Consider the following 18,915-nt stretch of genomic DNA (forward strand, 5'->3'; position numbering starts at 1 on the left):
AGGTCCGCTCCGTTTTGGCCCCCGCCCGCCTCCGGCGGCGCACACGTGAGACGGCGTAACGGAGAGAATCGATTCTTGTGAGTGCTGCGATGCGAAGCCGTACCCCAGACCGCCTGTGCGCCGAGGCGGTCGATGTCGCGCTGGCTGTGACCGAGGAGGCCGCCGGGCCGCAATCGGTCGGTGAGCATCTCGGCGTCGTCGCCGAGGGCGACCGTGTCGTCACGCACTACTTCGCCTGCAAGGAGCCCGCCTACCGCGGGTGGCGCTGGGCGACGACGCTCACCCGGGCTTCGCGCGCCAAGAACATCACGATCGACGAGACCGTGCTGCTGCCCGGCGACGACTCCGTGCTGGCCCCCGAGTGGGTGCCGTGGAGCGAACGGCTGCGACCGGGGGACATGGGTCCGGGCGACCTGCTGCCCACGGAGTCCGACGACCTCCGCCTCGAACCCGGCTGGAGCGGCGAGGACACGCCGCTGCCGAACTCCGTTGTCTCGGAGGAGCTTGCCGACGTCGTGGAGGCCGAGGACGCGGAGCTGTCCGGCCCCGCGGCCGCGCTTCCCGCGATCGGCAGCATCGGTGCGATCGCCGGCGAGATCGGCATGGGCCGTCGGCGTGTCCTCTCCCGCTACGGCCTGCACGCCGCGGCGGACCGCTGGGAGGAGGAGTTCGGCCCCAAGACGCCGATGGCCCAGGCGGCCCCGGCCAACTGCCTCAGCTGCGGCTTCTTCGTCCCGATCGCGGGCTCGCTCCGCCAGGCCTTCGGCCTGTGCGCGAACGAGTTCTCCCCGGCGGACGGCCGCGTCGTCTCCCTCGGCTACGGCTGCGGCGGCCACTCGGAAGCAGCGGTCATGCCGAAGCCGCCGGTACCGGCCCCGATGACCCTCGACGAGATCAACGAGGTCGACCCCCTGGTCCTCCACCCGAACCGCCAGGGCTCGGTGGAGGAGTCGACACCGGCGGAGGAACTGGGCCACTCGTAGCCCTGCGGGCGGCTTGAGCGGGACGGGACGCCGTCCCGTCGGGCGGACGCCGTCCCGCGCCCCTGGCCGGGCGCGGCCCGCGGCGGCCCGCGCCCACGGACAGCCCGCGCCGGGTGTCCGGCCGGACACCCGTCAGGGCAGGCCCACCCGCGTCTCTGCCGGGCGCCAGCTCACCGCCAGGGCCGGCCTCCGGCCCGGCGCAGGCTCACCCGCGTCCCGCCGGGCGCCCGCCCACCCCCTGCCGGGCACCGGCCCCGCGCCAGACGCGATACCTTCCCCAGGCAGGGATGACGCGAGGCGAGGGAGACACCGACGTGAGCGGCGCAGCGGCGGTATGGGAGCCCGATCCGTTCGGGACGGGGCGGCTGCGCCGCGGAGTGCTCGACGCGTGGGCCGCGTCGGCCGCGCGGTTCAGGGAGGACGCCAACGCCGAGGAGGACCTGGCGCTCGGCGGCTACCGTGACCGGCTCGTCGTGGAGCTGGCGCAGAACGCGGCGGACGCCGCCCTGCGGGCGGGCGTGCCGGGCCGGCTGCGCCTGACGCTGCACCCGGCGCAGGGCGACAGCCCCGCCGTGCTGGCGGCGGCGAACACCGGGGCGCCCCTGGACGCGGCGGGCGTCGAGTCGTTGTCGACGCTGCGCGCGAGCGCCAAGCGGGAGGACACCGCGCTCACCGTCGGCCGGTTCGGCGTGGGATTCGCGTCGGTGCTGGCCGTCAGCGACGAGCCCGCGGTGGTCGGGCGCGCCGGAGGCGTGCGGTGGTCGCTGGCGGAGGCCAGGGCGCTGGCGGCGGAGACGCCGGGGCTCGCGGACGAGCTGCGGCGCAGGGACGGCCACGTCCCCCTGCTGCGGCTGCCGTTCCCTGCCGAGGGTTCCGCGCCCGACGGGTACGACACGGTCGTCGTGCTGCCGCTGCGGGACGGCGCCGCTGCGGACCTCGCGGAGCGCCTGCTCGCCGGGATCGACGACGCGCTGCTGCTGACGCTGCCGGGGCTGTCCGAGGTCGTGGTCGACACGCCGGACGGCGTACGGACGGTGACGCAACGTCAGGACGACGGAACGGTCCTCGTGGAGGACAGTACGGCGGGCGTCACCCGCTGGCGGGTGGCCTCGGCCGCAGGCCCGCTGGAGGCGGGGCTGCTGGCGGACCGGCCCGTGGAGGAGCGGCTGCGCCCGGTGTGGTCGGTGACCTGGGCGGTCCCGGTGGACAAGGACGGCTCGCCCGGCCGGCCGCGCACCGCGGCCGTCGTGCACGCCCCGACCCCGACCGACGAGCCGCTGGGACTGCCGGCGCTGCTGATCGCGTCGTTCCCGATGGACCCGAGCCGGCGGCACGCCGCGCCCGGTCCGCTGACGGACTTCCTCGTCGCGCGGGCCGCCGAGACGTACGTGGCGCTGCTGCGCGACTGGCAGCCGGTCGGCACGGGCATCGTGGACCTGGTGCCGGGGCCGCTGGGCAAGGGCGAGCTCGACGCCGAGCTGCGCCGCCAGGTGCTGGCCGGGCTGCCGCGTACGGCGTTCCTGCCGCGCGCGGTGGCGGTCCCCGAGCACGATGTCCCCGAGGTGGCGGAGGGCCACTGGGACGGCGGGGTCGGCGGCCCGGTGGTCGAGGGCGAGGCGCTGCGGCCGGTGGAGGCCGAGATCGTGGAGGGTGCGCAGGCGGAGGCCGTCAGCGTGCTCGCGGAGGTGTTCCCGACGCTGCTGCCGGCGACCCTGGAGCGCCGTCCCGAGCTGCGCGCGCTCGGCGTGGCGCGGCTGTCGCTGGCCGACGCCATCGACCGGCTGGCGGGCGCCGAACGCCCGGCCGCCTGGTGGCGCCGGCTCTACGACGCGCTGGCCGGGACCGACCCCGACCGGCTGACGGGCCTGCCGGTGCCGCTGGCGGACGGCCGGACGGTCGTCGGCCCGCGCCAGGTGCTGCTGCCGCTGCCCGACGGCGAGGTCGACCTCGCGCCGCTGGCCCGGCTGGGGCTGAAGGTCGCCGACCCGGAGGCGGTGCACCCGCTGCTGGAGAAGCTGGGCGCGCTCTCCGCGACGCCGAACGCCGTGCTGACGACCCCGCAGGTGCGGGCGGCCGTCGCCGGATCGCTCGACTCGGGCGAGGTCTGGGACGAGGACGGGCTGGACGCCGACGAGCTGGCGGAGGTCGTGCTCGGGCTGGTGCGGGCGGCCGGTCTCGCGCCGGGCGAGGAGCCGTGGCTCGGGGCGCTGGCGCTGCCGGACGACGAGGGCGAGCTGGCCCCGGCGGGCGAGCTGGTGCTGCCGGGCAGCGCGCTGGAGCAGGTGCTGCGGGAGGGCGAACTCGCCCCCGTGGACCAGGAGCTGGCCGACCGCTGGGGCGAGCAGCCGCTGACGGCCGTCGGGGTGCTGGCGACGTTCGCGCTGGTCCGCGCGGCCGACGTGGTGCTGGACCCGGACGAGTTGGAGCCGCGCGAGAGCGACTGGGCGGAGCCGGACGACGTCGGCCTGCTGGACGCCGTCGACGTGTGGTGCGAGGACGTCCTCGACCGGCTGCCGGAGACGGACGTCCCGCCGGTCGCCACCGAGATCGTCGCGGTCCGGGACCTGGACCTGGTCGACGACGACGCCTGGCCGCAGGCGCTGGCGATGCTCTCCCGGCCGCCGCTGCGGGACGCGATCACCGCGCCCGTGCGGGTGCTGCTGCCGGACGGCACGACCGACTCGGTCCGCGCGTACTCGGCGTGGTGGCTGCGCGACCACCCGGTGCTGGACGGCCGCCGCCCGGTGGGCCTGCGGGCCGCGGGCGGCGATCCGCTGCTGGCGGGGCTGTACGACGAGGCCGACGTCGACGTGGACGAGCAGGTGCTGCGCGCGCTGGGGGTCCGCACGACGGTGTCGGCGCTGCTCGACGAGCCGGGTGGCGGCGCGGAGCTGCTGGCGCGGCTGGCCGACCCGGACCGGCCGGTGGGCGCCGCGCAACTGCTGCGGCTGTACGCGGCGCTGGCCGCGCTCGACCCGGAGCAGGTGACGCTGCCGGACGAGCTGCGGGCGGTGGTCGACGGCGAGGTGCGCGTCGTGGAGGCGGGCGACGCGCTGGTCGCGGACGCGCCCGACCTGCTGCCGCTGGCCGCGGGGCTGGCGCTGCTGCCGGTGCCGCCGTACCGGGCGGGGGACCTGGCGGAGCTGTTCCAGGTCCGCCGGCTGAGCGAGGCGTTCGACGCGCGGGTGGTCTCCGAGGGGGAGACCCACGAGGTGCCGGCGGCCGTGCACGAGCTGCTGCCGACGGCTCCCCGGTCGTACGTCGAGCACGAGGAGCTCGTGGTGGCGGGCGGCACGGAGCTGGACTGGCGCTACGTGGACGGCGTGCTGCACGCCGCGACCGTCGAGGGCGTCGCGGCGGGGCTGGCCTGGGCCGCGGGCCAGTGGCAGCGCCGCTTCGAACTCGCGGCGCTGCTGGAGGACTCGTCGCGCACGGAGGAGCTGGCCCGCGCGCGCTGGTTCGACTAGGAGGAGACGACCTGGCCGCTACCCGCGCTACCCGCGCCACGCGGGCTGCGCGGGGTTCAACGGCCTGAGCTGAGCCTGGCCGCCTGGGTCCGCCCCACTTCGGTGGCGCGGCCCAGGAAGTCGGCGATGACGTCGAGGTCGCGGTCGCTGTACCCGTCGAGCAGCTCGGTGAAGGCCTCGCCGGGCTCGTCCCAGGCTTCCGCGAACCTGGGCAGCGCCTCTGGCGCGAGAGCGACCAGGGCGCGCCTGCGGTCGCCGGGGTCGGCGGTCCTGACGACGAGGCCGGCCTTCTCCAGCCGGTCGACGAGCCGGGTCGCTGAGCCGGCCGTGAGGCCGGTGAGCTGGGCGATCCGTCCGGTGCTGAGCGGTTCGGGCTCCATGCCGAGCAGGCCCAGGCACTGGAGGTCGGTGGGGTGCAGGCCGAGGTGGTCGGCCATGGCCTGGTTGAAGACCGTCCAGGCGGCGTAGTGGCGCTGACTCTCGTCGGCGATTCGGGCGAGCAGTTCTTTTCGGCTTGACATCGGGTCCTTCATGCTCCAAATTTATGTGTGTGACGCAACATCTGCGCGGCGCAATCTGACTGCCGCGGTTGCATCCTACGCGGCAACGACCGCGCCCTTCTCTCCGAAAGACCAGCTCTCATGTCCACACTCACGCTTTCCCCTGCGACGGCCCCCGAGGCCGTCTCCCCGAACCGGCGCTGGGCCATCCTCGCCGTCATCCTCGTCGCCGACGTCCTGGACCTCCTGGACGCCACGATCACCAACATCGCCGCCCCCACCATCAGCAAGGACCTGAACGGGGGCGCCGCCCTCATCCAGTGGCTCGGCGCCGCCTACGCCCTCGCCCTCGGTGTCCTGCTCGTCGTCGGCGGACGCCTCGGCGACAAGTTCGGCCGCCGCCGCGTCTTCCTCGTCGGCCTCACCGGCTTCACCGTCGCCTCCATCGCCTGCGGGCTGTCCTTCAGCCCCGCCTCGATCATCGTCGCCCGCCTGCTCCAGGGTGCCTTCGGCGCCCTGCTGATCCCGCAGGGCTTCGGCATCCTCGGTGCCGTCTTCCCGCGCGACCAGATCGGCAAGGCGTTCAGCGCCTTCGGCCCGACCCTCGGCATCTCCGCCGTCGGCGGCCCGATCCTCGCCGGCTTCCTCATCGACGCCGACCTCTTCGGCGCCGGCTGGCGCTCCATGTTCCTCATCAACATCGTCCTCGGCGGTCTCGCGATCGTCGCCGCCGTCCGCCTGCTGCCGAAGGACACCGGTGACTCCACCACCGCCGTCGACGGCATCGGCTCCGGCTACCTCGCCGGCACCATGCTCGGGCTGCTCTACGGCCTGATCGAGGGCTCCTCCAACGGCTGGACCCTCGTCCCGTTCGCCTCCCTCGCCGCCGGCCTCGTCTTCTTCGGCCTGTTCTGCCACCGCCAGCGCACCGCCGCCAGCCCGCTCATCCAGCCGTCGCTGCTCAAGAACCGCGGCTTCACCTCCGGCCTCATCCTCGGCATCGTCTTCTTCGCCGCCAACGCCGGCCTGCTCTTCGTCCTCTCGCTCTTCCTGCAGAACGGCCTGGGCTACTCCCCGATGCGCGCCGCGCTCGGCCTCGCCCCCGTCGCCGCCGGCATCGTCGTCGCCTCCATCGCCTGCTACCAGCTCGTCGGCAAGCTCGGACGCAACCTCGTCCTCATCGGCCTGCTGATCACCCTGATCGGCACCGGCTGGCTGCTCGCCCTCGTCCACGCCTACGGCACCGACCTCGGCACCTGGTCGCTGCTCACCCCGATCCTCGTCATCGGCCTCGGCATGGGCACCTGCTTCGGCACCATCTACGACGTCACCATCGGCGACATCGACCCGAAGGAAGCCGGCAGCGCCAGCGGCTCCCTCAGCGCCGTCCAGCAGCTCGCCAACGCCATCGGCGCCGCCGTCGTCACCACGGTCTACTTCAAGACCCTCGCCTCCGACGACGAGGCCCACGCCATGACCTACAGCCTGATCGTCGTCGCCGGCGTCGCGCTCCTCAGCATCGGCCTCGTGTGGCTCATGCCGCGCAACGCCCAGCCCGACGACCACCACTGACGCACCACCACGGACACATCACCACGGACACACCACCACCGCACCACACCCCCCCCAGGGGCGCCCGCACCGGGCGCCCGGACCCGGAAGGACCCACGACATGACCATCCTCGTCACCGGAAGCCGCGGACGCGTCGGCACCACGCTCATCGGCCTGCTGCACGAACAGGGCTACAAGGTCCGTGCCGCGTCCAGCGATCCCGACGAGCTGACCCTGCCGGACGGCGTACCCGACGTGAAGCTGAGCCTCGCGGAACCACATACGTTCCGCGACGCCCTGGCCGGCGTCGACTCCGTGTTCCTGTACGCCAACCCCTCGCACATCGACGAGTTCATCAAGACCGCCACCGACGCGGGCGTGCAGCACGTGGTGCTGCTCTCCTCGTCCGCCGTGCTCAACCCGGACGCGAAGAACGACCCCATCGCCCGCCAGCACCTGGAGGTCGAGGAGGCCCTCGCCTCCTCCGCGCTGCCGTGCACGTTCCTGCGGCCCAGCGCGTTCGCGACCAACACGCTCTACTGGTCCTGGCCGCTGCGGACCACCGGCACGGTGAGCCTGCCGTACCCCGGCGCGCACACCGACGCCATCCACGAGTCGGACATCGCCGAGGCCGCGGTGGCCGTCCTCAAGGACCCGGCGCTGCGCGGCGGCGGGTACACCCTGACCGGCGCCGAGTCGTTCACCTTCGCCGAGCAGATCGGCCTGCTCGCCCGTGCCACCGGCCGGCCCCTCACGTACGACGCCGTCACCCCCGAGGCCTGGAAGGCGCAGATGGCGGACTACCTGCCCGACTCCTTCGCCGACGGCCTGCTCGCGTACTGGCGGTCGCACGACGGCCGGCCCGTCGAGCTCGCCGCGGGAGTCGACGTGCTGACCGGCCACCCGCCGCGCCCCTTCGCGGTGTGGGCCGCCGAGAACGCCGCCGCCTTCCTGCAGTAGGACCCGCCGGGTGCGGGGTGGGGGTGTCAGTCGGTGTCGTGGACGCGGAGCGTCCGCCAGACCAGTTCCAGGACGAGCCCGGCCGCGAGCGCGACCCCCACCCCCACCCACGGACCCTCCGTCCCCACCAGCTTGAGCGCGAAGAAGTCCTGCAGCCAGGGCGTGACCAGCACGATCAGGAAGCCGCCGGCCATCGCCAGCACCAGGCAGATCCGCCACAGCGTGTACGGGCGGGCGACGATGGCCAGCACCCACAGCGAGATCAGGAACAGCGTGAGCGTCGCGTTGCTGGTCTCCGCGTCCAGCGCCCCGTCACCGGTGTAGTGGTGGCGGGCCAGCAGGTACTCGCCGAACGTGGCCACCGCGCAGATGATGCCCGCGGGCGCCGAGTACCGCATCACCCGCCGGACGAAGTGCGGCTTGGCCCGCTCCTTGTTGGGGGCGAGCGCCAGGAAGAACGCCGGGACGCCGATGGTCAGGGTGGACAGCAGCGTCAGATGGCGGGGCAGGAACGGATACGGCACCTGCCAGAAGACGACCAGCAGCGCCAGCAGCACCGAGTACACGGTCTTGGTGAGGAAGAGCGTCGCCACCCGGGTGATGTTGCCGATGACGCGCCGGCCCTCGGCGACCACCGAGGGCAGCGTGGCGAAGCTGTTGTTGAGCAGCACGATCTGCGCGACCGCCCGCGTCGCCTCGGACCCCGACCCCATGGAGACGCCGATGTCGGCGTCCTTCAGGGCCAGGACGTCGTTGACGCCGTCGCCGGTCATCGCGACGTTGTGGCCCCGGGACTGGAGCGCGGCCACCATGTCGCGCTTCTGCTGCGGGGTGACCCGGCCGAAGACCGCGCCGTTCTCCAGGACCTCCGCCATCTCGTCCCGGTCGGTGGGCAGTTGCCGGGCGTCGACCGGGTGGTCCGCGCCGGGCAGCCCGAGCTTGCCGGCGACCGCGCCGACCGAGACCGCGTTGTCACCGGAGATGACCTTGGCCTGGACGCCCTGCTCGGCGAAGTACCGCAGGGTGTCGGCGGCGTCGGGGCGCAGCCGCTGCTCCAGGACGACCAGTGCCTGCGGGACGACGTCCGAGCCGAGCGACGGATCGTCCAGCTCGCGGTCGGTGCGGGCGAGCAGCAGCACCCGCAGGCCCTGGTCGTTGAGCTCGTCGATGTCGGCGAGGGCGGCGTGTCCTTCGGGCAGCAGGACGTCGGGCGCGCCGAGCAGCCAGGTGCCGCTGTCGCCGCCGGGCTCGACGAAGGTGCCGCCGCTGTACTTGCGCGCGGAGGAAAAAGGCAGCGCGCGGCTGCAGCGCCAGCCGTCGCCGTTCTCGGAGACCGGATAGGCGTCGACGATCGCCTGGAGGCTGGCGTTGGGCCGCGGGTCGGAGGCGCCGAGCGCGCCGAGCGCCTGCCGGACGTGGGGCTCCGCGGCGCCGTCGAGCAGCCGCAGCCCGGTGACGTCCATGCCGCCCTCGGTGAGCGTGCCGGTCTTGTCGAGGCAGACCACGTCGACGCGCGCCAGGCCCTCGATGGCGGGGAGTTCCTGCACCAGGCACTGCTTGCGGCCGAGCCGGATGACGCCGATCGCGAAGGCGACGGAGGTGAGCAGCACCAGGCCCTCGGGGACCATGGGGACGATGCCGCCGACCGTGCGGCGCACCGCCTCGCGCCAGTCGTTCCGCTCCAGCACGAGCTGGCTGATGATCAGGCCGATCGCGGTCGGCACCATCATCCACGTCACGTACTTGAGGATCTGGCTGATGCCGTTGCGCAGCTCCGAGTCGACGAGGGTGAAGCGGGACGCCTCCTCGGCGAGCTGCGCGGCGTACGCCTCCCGGCCGACCTTGGTGGCGGTGAACGCGCCACCGCCGGCGACGACGAAGCTGCCGGACATGACGGGGTCGCCCGCCTTCTTCAGCACCGGGTCGGCCTCGCCGGTGAGCAGGGACTCGTCGATCTCCAGCCCCTCGGCCTCGACGACCTCGCCGTCGACGAGGGCCTTGTCGCCGGGGCCCAGTTCGATGAGGTCGCCGAGCACGATCTCGGAGTTGTGGATCTCGACGGCCTCGCCGTCGCGGCGCACGGTGGGCTTGGACTCGCCGATGACGGCGAGGCTGTCCAGGGTCCGCTTGGCGCGCATCTCCTGGAAGATGCCGATCGCCGTGTTGGCGACGATGACGAAGCCGAAGAGGCCGTCCTGGATGGGGCCGACCACGAGGATGACGAGGAAGAGCACGCCGATGATGGCGTTGAACCGGGTGAAGACGTTGGCTTTGACGATCTCGGAGGTCGAGCGCGACGACCGCACCGGAACGTCGTTCACCTCGCCCCGGGCGACCCGTTCGGCGACCTCGCCGCTGGTCAGTCCGGTGTTTCGGGCAACGGTCTGGGTGTCCGTGCTTTCCGTCATGGGGACGACGCTACGTGCGCGCCGCCCGCTTTACCCGTCGGACGGCCCGTCGGAGGGAGCGTTCCGGGCCGCCAGGGCCGCGTTCCGGCCCCGGACGTACCACAGGCCGAAGACGCCGAGCAGCGTGCCGGCCAGGCAGGTCCAGATCCACCAGGTGTGGCCGTGGTCGGAGTACCAGCCGTAGAACGGGAGCTGCCCGACGAAGAGCGCGAACCAGACGGCCGTGCCGACGAGGACGGTCGCGACGTCGTTCGCTTCCAGGGGCTCGGGCGTCTCGTGGGTGGCTTTCCACTTGGTCATGCGGCCAGGGTACGGGGTGTGCGGAGCCGCCCTCCGGAAGGTGCCTGACCGGGGTGCGCCCGGTCGCCGCATGGGTCTACGCGCGGAGATAGCGCACGATCCATGGTTTGTTCATACTGAAACGGTCCCCCGGTGACTGGTTTCAGTCGTACGAACGTACAAAAACGCACACATTGAGGACCCACATGTCCCCCTCGGCCACCGCTTCGGTCGACGCCCAGAACCCGTCCCCCGCGCCGCCCCGGAACGGGCTGGACCGCTTCTTCCGGATTTCCGAGCGGGGATCCTCGATCTCCGGCGAGGTCCGGGGAGGGCTCGCCACCTTCTTCGCGATGGCCTACATCATCGTGCTGAACCCGATCATCCTCAGCTCAGGAGCGGACAAGTACGGCCACCACCTGGACGGCGGCCAGCTGGTCACCGCCACGGTGCTGACCGCTGCCCTCACCACGCTCCTGATGGGTGTCATCGGCAACGTCCCGATCGCGCTCGCCGCCGGCCTCGGGGTGAACACCGTCGTCGCCCTGCAGCTCGCACCCAGGATGAGCTGGCCCGACGCGATGGGCATGGTCGTCCTGGCCGGTTTCGCGATCATGCTGCTGGTCGCCACCGGGCTCCGGGAGCGCGTGATGAGCGCGGTGCCGATGGGGCTCCGCAAGGGCATCGCGATCGGCATCGGCCTGTTCATCCTGCTGATCGGCCTGGTCGACTCCGGCTTCGTCACCCGCATCCCGGACGCCGCGCACACCACCGTCCCGCTGCAGCTGGGCTCTGACGGCCACCTCAACGGCTGGCCGGTGCTGGTCTTCGTCCTGGGCGTGCTGCTCACGCTGGCCCTGATCATCCGCAAGGTGCCGGGCGCGATCCTGATCAGCATCGTCGCGATGACGGTGCTGGCCCTGATCATCGACGCGATCGCGGACATCCCCGGCCAGGCCTGGGGCCTGACCGTCCCCGCGTGGCCCGGCAACCCGGTGGCCAGCCCTGACTTCGGCCTCATCGGCAACGTCAGCCTCTTCGGCGGCTTCGGCGAGGTCGGCATCCTGACCGGCGTGCTGTTCGTCTTCACGGTGCTGCTGTCGTGCTTCTTCGACGCGATGGGCACGATCCTCGGCGTCAGCGACGAGGCGCACCTGCTGGACGAGAAGGGCGACCTGCCCGGCATGAACAAGGTGCTGATGGTCGACGGCATCGCCACCGCCCTGGGCGGCGCCACCTCCAGCTCCGCCAACACCTGCTTCGTGGAGTCCACGGCGGGTGTCGGGGAGGGCGCGAGGACCGGCCTGGCGAGCATCGTCACCGGGCTGATGTTCGTGCTCGCGCTGTTCTTCACGCCGCTGGCCACGATGGTCCCGGCCCAGGCGGCCACCCCCGCGCTGGTCGCGGTCGGCTTCCTGATCCTGGCGAACAGTGTGCGGGACATCGACTGGAGCGACTTCACGATCGCCGTCCCGGCGTTCCTGACCATGGTGATGATGCCGTTCACCTACTCCATCACCAACGGCATCGGCATCGGCTTCATCAGCTTCTGCGTGCTGCGGCTGGCGGCGGGGCGCGGCCGTGAGGTGCCGGTGGCCCTCTACGTGGTCGCGGCGGTCTTCGGCTTCTACTACCTGATGCCGGCGCTGGGCCTGACCTGAGCCGGCCCGGCGGGCTCGGGCCGTCCCGGCCCGAGCCGGTCCGACCTGCGGGAATACGGGGTGGTGTCACCCCGGCGGAGCCGCGTAGAAGCGCTCCGTCTCGTCGACGGCGGTCTTGAACCGCTCGTCGAAGTCGTCGCGAACGAGCGTCCGGACCACATAGTCCTGGACGCTCGTTCCGCATTTGGCGGCGTGGTCACGGAGCCGATCCAGCAGGTCGGCGTCTATGCGCAGGCTGAGCACTCGCGATGCCATGTGCCAACGGTCCTCGGCGGAGGCGGTTCCCCGGGTCGTTTTCCGGCGCTAACTCACTCATATGGGTGAGGTTTACTTAGCCTAGGTAATGAGCTACGCTAATGAACGTGACCGAACTGTCCGAGGACGACCGCGCTGCGGTGAACTCTCTGCGCTCCGCCGTGATGCGACTGTCGCGGCGGCTGCGCCACCAGAGGGTGGACGAGTCGCTCAGCCCGACCGAGATGTCGGTGCTGGGCACCCTCGCCCGCTGCGGCTCCGCGACCCCGGGGGAGCTGGCCCGCAAGGAACACGTGCAGCCGCCCTCCATGACGCGCATCGTCGCGATGCTGGAGGCGAAGGACCTCGTCCGGCGGGACCCGCACCCGGACGACCGCCGCCAGGTCGTCGTCAGCCAGACGGAGCAGGCCGAGGCGATGCTCGAGGAGAGCCGCCGCAAGCGCAACGTGTGGCTGGCACAGCTCACGGAGGGGCTCACCGACGACGAGCGCGCCGTGCTGCGCGCCGCGGCGCCCGTCCTGGAGAAGCTCGCACAGCTGTAGCAAGGCCCGACCGGCCTACGGCAGGTCGGGAAGACCGTGGAACACCGCACGACAGCAGACCGCACCACCGCACCACCGCACGTGAACGCTCGTCAGTGAAACGCAACGCCACACAGGGGAGGCGAACCTAGATTGAGTTCGGCAGCCGGATCGGACACCGCACCCGGACAAGAACCCGAGAGGACCCAGCAGCGCGGTGGCATGTTCAGCTCGCTGAAGGTTCGTAATTACCGGCTCTTCGCGACCGGCGCCGTAGTGTCCAACACCGGCACCTGGATGTCGCGGATCGCCCAGGACTGGCTGGTGCTCAGCATCACCGGTTCCTCTTTCGCGGTGGGCATCACCACCGCGCTGCAGTTCCTGCCGATGCTGCTCTTCGGCCTCTTCGGCGGCGTGATCGCCGACCGTTACCCCAAGCGGCAGATCCTGCTCTGCACCCAGGCCGCGCTCGGCGCGCTCGGACTGCTGCTCGCCGCGCTGACGCTCAGCGGACACGTCCAGGTCTGGCACGTGTACGTCATCGCCTTCGCCCTCGGCATGGTGACCGTCGTCGACAACCCGGCCCGGCAGACCTTCGTGGTCGAGATGGTCGGCCCGAGCGAGATCCGCAACGCGGTCTCGCTGAACTCCGCGAACTTCCAGGCCGCCCGCCTGATCGGCCCCGCCGTCGCCGGTGTCCTCATCACCGCGGTCGGCAGCGGCTGGGCGTTCCTGCTCAACGGGCTCTCCTTCCTCGCCCCGCTCGCCGGCCTGCTGCTGATGCGCACCGCCGAGCTGCACAAGGTCGAACGCGTACCGCGAGGCAAGGGCCAGCTGCGCGAGGGCCTGCACTACGTGGCGGGGCGCCCCGAGCTGATCTGGCCGATCGTGCTGGTCGGGTTCATCGGGACCTTCGGCTTCAACTTCCCGATTATCCTCACCGGCTTCGTCGACCACGTCTTCCACAGCGGCGCGAGCACCTACGGGCTGCTGAACACCATCATCGCGCTGGGCTCGCTCGGCGGCGCGCTGCTCGCGGCCCGCCGCGGCCGGACCCGGCTGCGGCTGCTGGTCTTCGCCGCGTTCGCCTTCGGCATGCTGGAGGTGCTGGCCGCGCTGGCCCCGTCCTTCTGGATGTTCGCGCTCCTGCTGCTGCCGATCGGCGTCTTCGGGATGACGTTCAACACCTCGGCCAACGCGTCGGTGCAGCTCGCCTCCGACCCCGTCATGCGGGGCCGCGTCATGAGCCTGTACATGATGGTCTTCGTCGGCGGCACCCCCATCGGCGGCCCGCTCGTCGGCTGGGTGACGGACACCTACGGGGCCCGCGTCGGGTTCCTGTCCGGCGGCCTCGTCGCGGCGCTCGCGGCGGTCGGCGTCGGCCTGGTGCTGGCACGGATCGGCGGGCTGCGGCTCAAGGTGGACCTGCACCGGGGAAAAGACCACCGGCTGATCGAGTTCGTGCCCCGTGAGGGCGCTGCCGCCCCACTGGTGACGGCCGCGTGAGGCCCTCGGCATGAGACTGTTCGCCGCGGTGCTGCCTCCTCCCGAGGCGGCCGACGAACTCGCCCCGGCCGTCTCCGCGCTGCGCCGGCTCCCCGGAGCCGGCCGGCTGCGCTGGACCGAACGCGCCGGGTGGCACTTCACGCTCGCCTTCCTCGGAGAGGTCGGCGACGGGACGCTCCCCGGGCTGCGGGACGGCCTCGCGGCCGTCGCCCGGCTGCACGAGCCCTGCGCACTGCGGCTGTCCGGCGGCGGCCGGTTCGGCGAGCGGGCGCTGTGGGCCGGCGCGGCGGGCGACACCGGACGGCTGGAGGAGCTCGCGGACTCCGTGCACAGCGCCGCCCGGCTGGCCGGCGTCGATCCGGCACAGGAGCACGCGTACACCCCGCACCTGACGCTGGCCCGCAGCCGCGGCGGCGTGGCCCTCGGCCCGTACGCCGCCGCGCTCGACGGATTCCTGGGCACGCCCTGGTCCGCCGACACCCTCGCGCTGGTGCGCAGCCACCCCGCTCCGGACGCCCGCTACGAGACGGTGGGGACCTGGCCGCTGGGCCGGTGACCCCGGCCGGTTAACCTCGACACGTGGACCCCAAGACCCGAACCCGCGTAGTGACCGCCGCCCTCGTCCTGATGCTCGTCGTGGTGGTCGCGGGCGCGCTGCTGCGCTGAGCGCCCGCGACCACCGTCCCGACCGGCCAGGACCACCGGGCGCGGACTACCAGGCGAAGGCTTCCGGGGACGGCCCCGGGCCGGGGAAGACCTCGTCCAGTGCGGCCAGGAACTCCTCCGACAGCTTCACCTCGACCGCGTTGAGCGCGGAGTCCAGCTGCGCCTGCGTGCGCGGGCCGACGATCGGGCCGGTCACGCCGGGCCGGGTCAGCAGCCACGCGAGACCGACGTCACCGGGCGCCAGCTCGTACTTGTCGCACAGGTCCTCGTACGCCTGGATCTGCTCGCGCTGCTTGGCGCTCTTGAGCGCGTCCGCGCTGCGGCCGGACGTCGAGCGCGCGCCGCCGCCCTCGCGCTCCTTGCGGAGCGCCCCGCCGAGCAGCCCGCCGTGCAGCGGCGACCACGGGATGACGCCCAGGCCGTACGCCTGCGCCGCCGGGATGACCTCCATCTCCGCACGCCGCTCGGCCAGGTTGTAGATGCACTGCTCGCTGGTCAGACCCAGCGAGTTGCGCCGCGCGGCCGCCTCGTTGGCCTGCGCGATGTGCCAGCCGGCGAAGTTCGACGAGCCGGCGTAGAGGATCTTCCCCTGCTGGACGAGGACGTCGATGGCCTGCCAGATCTCGTCCCAGGGCGTGTTCCGGTCGACGTGGTGGAACTGGTAGAGGTCGATGTAGTCCGTGCCGAGCCGCTTCAGGCTCGCGTCGCAGGCACGGCGGATGTTGAGGGCGGAGAGCCGGTCGGTGTTCGGATAGGCGTCGCCCTCGGCGGCCATGTTGCCGTAGACCTTCGTCGCGAGAACGGTCTTCTCGCGGCGCCCGTCCCCCTTGGCGAACCAGGAGCCGACGATCTCCTCGGTGCGGCCCTTGTTCTCACCCCACCCGTACACGTTGGCGGTGTCGAAGAAGTTGACGCCCGCGCCGAGCGCGGAGTCCATGATCGCGTGACTGTCGTTCTCGTCGGTCTGGGGACCGAAGTTCATGGTGCCGAGCACCAGGCGGCTGACTTTGAGACCCGTACGTCCAAGCTGCGTGTACTCCATGACACCCAAGCCAAGCTCTTCGAGTGCGCTCGAAGCAAGGGCCGGTTCGCCCGCTGGGACGGCGGTGCCGGCGGGCGCCGCCGCTACCGCCGGACGTAGCGGCCGCCGACCCCCCAGGCCTGGTGCATCGCGTCGGCGAACGCGGCCGCGAGACGGTGCTCGCCCGAGAGGTTGGGGTGCGTGCCGTCGTAGGTGTCCGACGGCAGCTCGTAGCCGTCCGGCCGGGAGGCGAGCAGCAGCGGCGAGGTGCCGGTGTCCAGGTCGGCGACGGCCTTGGACATCCGGACGTTGAGCTCCCCGCACTGCTCGGCGAACGGGAGGTCGTGCCCGGCCCGGATGTTGGGGATCACCGGGAGCAGCACCATCCGGATCCGCGGGTTGGCGGCCCGCGCCTCGCCGACGAAGGCGCGCAGGTTCTCCGCGGTCTGCTCGGCGGTCGTGTAGAAGCCGAGGTCGATCAGCCCGAGGGAGATCAGCAGGAGGTCCGGACGGTGCGCGCGCACCGCGTCCCCGATCACCGGGGCCATGTGCAGCCACCCCTCGCCCCAGCCGGCCAGGTGCCGGCGGGCGTCCGGCGGGAAGTCCGGGTCGGCGTACGCGTGCGAGACGGGTCCGCCGCTCACCTTGTCGTACAGCGCGTCGCGCGGGCCGACCACCGTGAACGGCTCGCCGAGCGCGCACAGGTGCTGCCACATGCGGTAACGCCAGGTGAAGTCGCCCGCGCTGCCGATGGTCATGGAATCGCCGACGAACATATAACGCACGCCCAGATCATCCCGGATACCCTGCCCCGGCCGCGATGCCCCGAGGCGTGAAGCCCGACACATGGCGGGATGGCAGGCTGGGGGCATGCCGCGCTTCCGCACCGCCCTCGCCGCCTCTGTCACCGCTGCGGCGTTCGCCGTCCTCGGACCGGTGCCGGGGGCCCTCGCCGACGCCGACGGCACCTCCGTCGCGTTCACCATCAGCGATCCGCGGATCACCGAGTCCAGCGGGCTGGCCGCCAGCCGCCTCCACCCGGGCGTGTACTGGACCCACAACGACAGCGACGACGGCCCGTACGTCTACGGCGTGGACTCCGCGACCGGCAAGACCCTCGCCCGGGTCACGATGCGCGGCATCGACCCCCGGGACGTCGAGGCGATCTCCCTCGGCCCGGACGGCGACCTCTACGTCGGCGACATCGGCGACAACCTCGGCGGGACCTGGCCGCACGTGTGGATCTACCGGTTCGCCGAGCCGAAGAAGCTGGGGAACACGACGGTGGACATCGTCCGCTACAAGGTCCAGTACGAGGGCGGCCCGCGGAACGCGGAGGCGCTGATGGTCCACCCCAAGACCGGCCGGGTCTACATCGCGAGCAAGAACGAGGACGGCGGCGGCCTGTACGCGGGCCCGGTGAAGCTCAGCTCGAAGGGGGTGAACACCTTCCGGCGGATCGCCGAGGTCCCGTGGGTGACCGACGGCTCGTTCTCGCCCGACGGCACCCGGCTGGTGCTGCGCGGCTACTTCTGGGCGACCGCCTGGCGGTGGTCGGGCGAGGCCCCCACCAAGATCGGCAGCCTCGATGTGCCGATGCAGCGCCAGGGCGAGTCGGTGGCCTTCACCCCGGACGGCCGGGCGCTGATGTACGGCAGCGAGGGCAAGAACAGCGAGGTCTGGAAGGCCCCGCTCACGGGTGACGACCTGCCGGACTCCGCGGCCCGGGAGAGCGGATCCACGAGCACGGGAACGCCCGGCGGCAAGGGGCCGGCGGCCGGTACGGGCGCGGCCGGGGACGGTTCGTCCGGCCACGGCACCGTCGTCGTCGGTTTCGCCGCGCTCGCGGGGATCTTCCTCGCCGCCACCGGCCTGCGCCGGATCCTGCGCCGCCGCCGCGACTGACGAGGGGCCCGGCCGTCACCGGCCGGACCCCTTGCGTCCTACGTCCTGCGTGCGCCGCCGAGCGGTGCCGCCGTGCGGACTGCTACAGCTTGTCGATGACGTAGTCGATGCAGACCGTCAGCGCCTCGACGTCGGCCGGGTCGACCGCCGGGAACATCGCGACGCGCAGCTGGTTGCGGCCCAGCTTGCGGTAGGGCTCGGTGTCCACGATGCCGTTGGCGCGCAGCGCCTTCGAGATCTGGGTGGCGTCGATCGCGTCGTCGAAGTCGATCGTGCCGATGACCTGCGAGCGCTGCGCCGGGTCGACGACGAACGGCGAGGCGTACGAGGACTTCTCGGCCCAGCCGTACAGCCGCGACGAGGAGTCCGCGGTACGGGCGACCGCCCAGTCGAGACCGCCCTGGCCGTTGATCCAGTCGAGCTGGTTCGCGAGCAGGAAGAGCGTGGACAGCGCCGGGGTGTTGTACGTCTGGTTCTTCGTCGAGTTGTCGATCGCGGTCGGCAGGTCGAAGAACGCCGGGATGTGCCGGCCGGAGGCGGCGATCTCGGCGGCGCGCTCCAGGGCGGCCGGGGAGAACGCGGCCAGCCACAGGCCGCCGTCCGCCGCGAAGGACTTCTGCGGGGCGAAGTAGTAGACGTCCGTCTCGGTGATGTCGACCGGCAGGCCGCCCGCACCGGAAGTGGCGTCCACCAGGACGAGTGAACCGGCGTCGGCGCCCTCGACGCGCTTGATCGGCGCCGCGACACCCGTCGAGGTCTCGTTGTGGGTGAACGCGTACACGTCCACCCCGGCCTCGGCGACCGGCACCGGGTGCGTGCCCGGGTCGGACTTGACGACCGACGGGTCGTCGAGCCACGGCGCCAGTTTGGCGGCGGTGGCGAACTTGGAGGAGAACTCGCCGAACGACAGGTGCTGGGACTTCTGCCGGATCAGGCCGTGGGTGGCGATGTCCCAGAACGCGGTGGACCCGCCGTTGCCGAGGACCACCTCGTACCCCTCGGGCAGGGAGAACAGCTGCCGGACACCTTCGCGGACCTGGCCCACCAGGTTCTTCACCGGAGCCTGCCGGTGAGAGGTGCCGAGCAGGGACGTGCCGGTCGCGGCCAGCGCTTCGACCGCCTCCGTCCGTACCTTGGAGGGGCCCGCGCCGAAACGGCCGTCGGCGGGCTTGATGTCAGCGGGAATCTGGATATCAGCCACGGGCGAAGCGTAATCCGTCCCGAGGCCGGT

The 18,915-nt window shown here is 72.3% G+C and carries 16 protein-coding genes; 9 read left to right on the top strand and 7 right to left on the bottom strand.

Annotation, left to right across the window (positions count from 1 at the left end; all coding sequences use genetic code 11):
- Positions 1-89 precede the first annotated feature (89 nt).
- Positions 90-983, top strand: a complete 894-nt coding sequence (locus ABZ721_RS00580; RefSeq protein ID WP_358786322.1) for a DUF3027 domain-containing protein — start codon at positions 90-92, stop codon at positions 981-983.
- Between the two features lie 314 nt (positions 984-1,297).
- Positions 1,298-4,450 carry a molecular chaperone Hsp90 gene (locus tag ABZ721_RS00585; protein ID WP_358786323.1) on the top strand — a complete coding sequence of 1,051 codons (3,153 nt, stop codon included), beginning with the start codon at positions 1,298-1,300 and terminating at the stop codon, positions 4,448-4,450.
- Positions 4,451-4,506: 56 nt separating this feature from the next.
- On the opposite strand, the gene ABZ721_RS00590 is transcribed toward ABZ721_RS00585, so the two are convergent.
- On the bottom strand, positions 4,507-4,971 hold the full coding sequence (locus ABZ721_RS00590; protein WP_358786324.1) for a MarR family transcriptional regulator: 465 nt from the start codon (positions 4,969-4,971) through the stop codon (positions 4,507-4,509).
- A gap of 120 nt (positions 4,972-5,091) precedes the next feature.
- Between ABZ721_RS00590 and ABZ721_RS00595 the strand changes: the two genes are divergently transcribed.
- Positions 5,092-6,522, top strand: a complete 1,431-nt coding sequence (locus tag ABZ721_RS00595; RefSeq protein ID WP_358786325.1) for an MFS transporter — start codon at positions 5,092-5,094, stop codon at positions 6,520-6,522.
- Between the two features lie 100 nt (positions 6,523-6,622).
- Complete coding sequence (locus ABZ721_RS00600) at positions 6,623-7,462, top strand: NAD(P)H-binding protein (RefSeq protein WP_358786326.1); 840 nt, start codon at positions 6,623-6,625, stop codon at positions 7,460-7,462.
- Between the two features lie 26 nt (positions 7,463-7,488).
- Here the strand turns inward: ABZ721_RS00600 and ABZ721_RS00605 are convergent, their stop codons facing one another.
- Positions 7,489-9,870 carry an HAD-IC family P-type ATPase gene (locus ABZ721_RS00605; RefSeq protein WP_358786327.1) on the bottom strand — a complete coding sequence of 794 codons (2,382 nt, stop codon included), beginning with the start codon at positions 9,868-9,870 and terminating at the stop codon, positions 7,489-7,491.
- Positions 9,871-9,900: 30 nt separating this feature from the next.
- Complete coding sequence (locus tag ABZ721_RS00610) at positions 9,901-10,170, bottom strand: DUF2530 domain-containing protein (RefSeq protein ID WP_358786328.1); 270 nt, start codon at positions 10,168-10,170, stop codon at positions 9,901-9,903.
- Between the two features lie 185 nt (positions 10,171-10,355).
- Here ABZ721_RS00610 and ABZ721_RS00615 point away from each other — a divergent pair, with 185 nt between their 5' ends.
- The gene (locus ABZ721_RS00615; protein WP_358786329.1) at positions 10,356-11,810 is read left to right on the top strand and encodes an NCS2 family permease; all 1,455 of its coding nucleotides are present in this window, start codon (positions 10,356-10,358) and stop codon (positions 11,808-11,810) included.
- Positions 11,811-11,876: 66 nt separating this feature from the next.
- Here ABZ721_RS00615 and ABZ721_RS00620 read toward each other — a convergent pair whose 3' ends face one another.
- Positions 11,877-12,065 (bottom strand): ribbon-helix-helix protein, CopG family, encoded by a 189-nt coding sequence (locus ABZ721_RS00620; RefSeq protein ID WP_138353500.1) that lies wholly within the window; start codon positions 12,063-12,065, stop codon positions 11,877-11,879.
- 101 nt (positions 12,066-12,166) lie between these two features.
- Here ABZ721_RS00620 and ABZ721_RS00625 point away from each other — a divergent pair, with 101 nt between their 5' ends.
- The 3 genes from ABZ721_RS00625 to thpR all read left to right on the top strand — a co-directional run bounded on the left by ABZ721_RS00625 (position 12,167) and on the right by thpR (position 14,648).
- Positions 12,167-12,607 carry a MarR family transcriptional regulator gene (locus tag ABZ721_RS00625; RefSeq protein WP_358786330.1) on the top strand — a complete coding sequence of 147 codons (441 nt, stop codon included), beginning with the start codon at positions 12,167-12,169 and terminating at the stop codon, positions 12,605-12,607.
- 132 nt (positions 12,608-12,739) lie between these two features.
- The gene (locus ABZ721_RS00630; RefSeq protein WP_358786331.1) at positions 12,740-14,092 is read left to right on the top strand and encodes an MFS transporter; all 1,353 of its coding nucleotides are present in this window, start codon (positions 12,740-12,742) and stop codon (positions 14,090-14,092) included.
- A gap of 10 nt (positions 14,093-14,102) precedes the next feature.
- The gene (gene thpR / locus ABZ721_RS00635) at positions 14,103-14,648 is read left to right on the top strand and encodes an RNA 2',3'-cyclic phosphodiesterase (RefSeq protein WP_358786332.1); all 546 of its coding nucleotides are present in this window, start codon (positions 14,103-14,105) and stop codon (positions 14,646-14,648) included.
- Positions 14,649-14,804: 156 nt separating this feature from the next.
- Here thpR and ABZ721_RS00640 read toward each other — a convergent pair whose 3' ends face one another.
- Both ABZ721_RS00640 and ABZ721_RS00645 read right to left on the bottom strand, forming a co-directional pair.
- Positions 14,805-15,800: an aldo/keto reductase gene (locus ABZ721_RS00640; protein WP_358786333.1), complete on the bottom strand. Its 996-nt coding sequence runs from the start codon at positions 15,798-15,800 to the stop codon at positions 14,805-14,807.
- A gap of 83 nt (positions 15,801-15,883) precedes the next feature.
- A complete protein-coding gene (locus tag ABZ721_RS00645) occupies positions 15,884-16,555 on the bottom strand; it encodes a GDSL-type esterase/lipase family protein (RefSeq protein ID WP_358786630.1) in 672 nt (223 codons plus the stop codon).
- Positions 16,556-16,649: 94 nt separating this feature from the next.
- On the opposite strand from ABZ721_RS00645, the gene ABZ721_RS00650 reads away from it, so the two are divergent.
- Positions 16,650-17,684 (top strand): hypothetical protein, encoded by a 1,035-nt coding sequence (locus ABZ721_RS00650; protein WP_358786334.1) that lies wholly within the window; start codon positions 16,650-16,652, stop codon positions 17,682-17,684.
- Between the two features lie 82 nt (positions 17,685-17,766).
- Here the strand turns inward: ABZ721_RS00650 and serC are convergent, their stop codons facing one another.
- Positions 17,767-18,885, bottom strand: coding sequence for a phosphoserine transaminase (gene serC / locus ABZ721_RS00655; protein ID WP_358786335.1), 1,119 nt, complete (start codon positions 18,883-18,885; stop codon positions 17,767-17,769).
- Positions 18,886-18,915: the final 30 nt, after the last annotated feature.

It is taken from the genome of Streptomyces sp. NPDC006733, assembly GCF_040636125.1.
Taxonomy (GTDB): Bacteria; Actinomycetota; Actinomycetes; order Streptomycetales; family Streptomycetaceae; genus Actinacidiphila.

Bases quoted from the DNA above. Each gene is read 5' to 3' on its own strand.
- ABZ721_RS00580 (WP_358786322.1), top strand. From the start codon at position 90: ATGCGAAGCCGTACCCCAGACCGCCTGTGCGCCGAGGCGGTCGATGTC.
- ABZ721_RS00590 (WP_358786324.1), bottom strand. From the start codon at position 4,971: ATGTCAAGCCGAAAAGAACTGCTCGCCCGAATCGCCGACGAGAGTCAG.
- ABZ721_RS00595 (WP_358786325.1), top strand. From the start codon at position 5,092: ATGTCCACACTCACGCTTTCCCCTGCGACGGCCCCCGAGGCCGTCTCC.
- ABZ721_RS00600 (WP_358786326.1), top strand. From the start codon at position 6,623: ATGACCATCCTCGTCACCGGAAGCCGCGGACGCGTCGGCACCACGCTC.
- ABZ721_RS00605 (WP_358786327.1), bottom strand. From the start codon at position 9,870: ATGACGGAAAGCACGGACACCCAGACCGTTGCCCGAAACACCGGACTG.
- ABZ721_RS00610 (WP_358786328.1), bottom strand. From the start codon at position 10,170: ATGACCAAGTGGAAAGCCACCCACGAGACGCCCGAGCCCCTGGAAGCG.
- ABZ721_RS00615 (WP_358786329.1), top strand. From the start codon at position 10,356: ATGTCCCCCTCGGCCACCGCTTCGGTCGACGCCCAGAACCCGTCCCCC.
- ABZ721_RS00620 (WP_138353500.1), bottom strand. From the start codon at position 12,065: ATGGCATCGCGAGTGCTCAGCCTGCGCATAGACGCCGACCTGCTGGAT.
- ABZ721_RS00625 (WP_358786330.1), top strand. From the start codon at position 12,167: ATGAACGTGACCGAACTGTCCGAGGACGACCGCGCTGCGGTGAACTCT.
- thpR (WP_358786332.1), top strand. From the start codon at position 14,103: ATGAGACTGTTCGCCGCGGTGCTGCCTCCTCCCGAGGCGGCCGACGAA.
- ABZ721_RS00640 (WP_358786333.1), bottom strand. From the start codon at position 15,800: ATGGAGTACACGCAGCTTGGACGTACGGGTCTCAAAGTCAGCCGCCTG.
- ABZ721_RS00645 (WP_358786630.1), bottom strand. From the start codon at position 16,555: ATGTTCGTCGGCGATTCCATGACCATCGGCAGCGCGGGCGACTTCACC.
- ABZ721_RS00650 (WP_358786334.1), top strand. From the start codon at position 16,650: ATGCCGCGCTTCCGCACCGCCCTCGCCGCCTCTGTCACCGCTGCGGCG.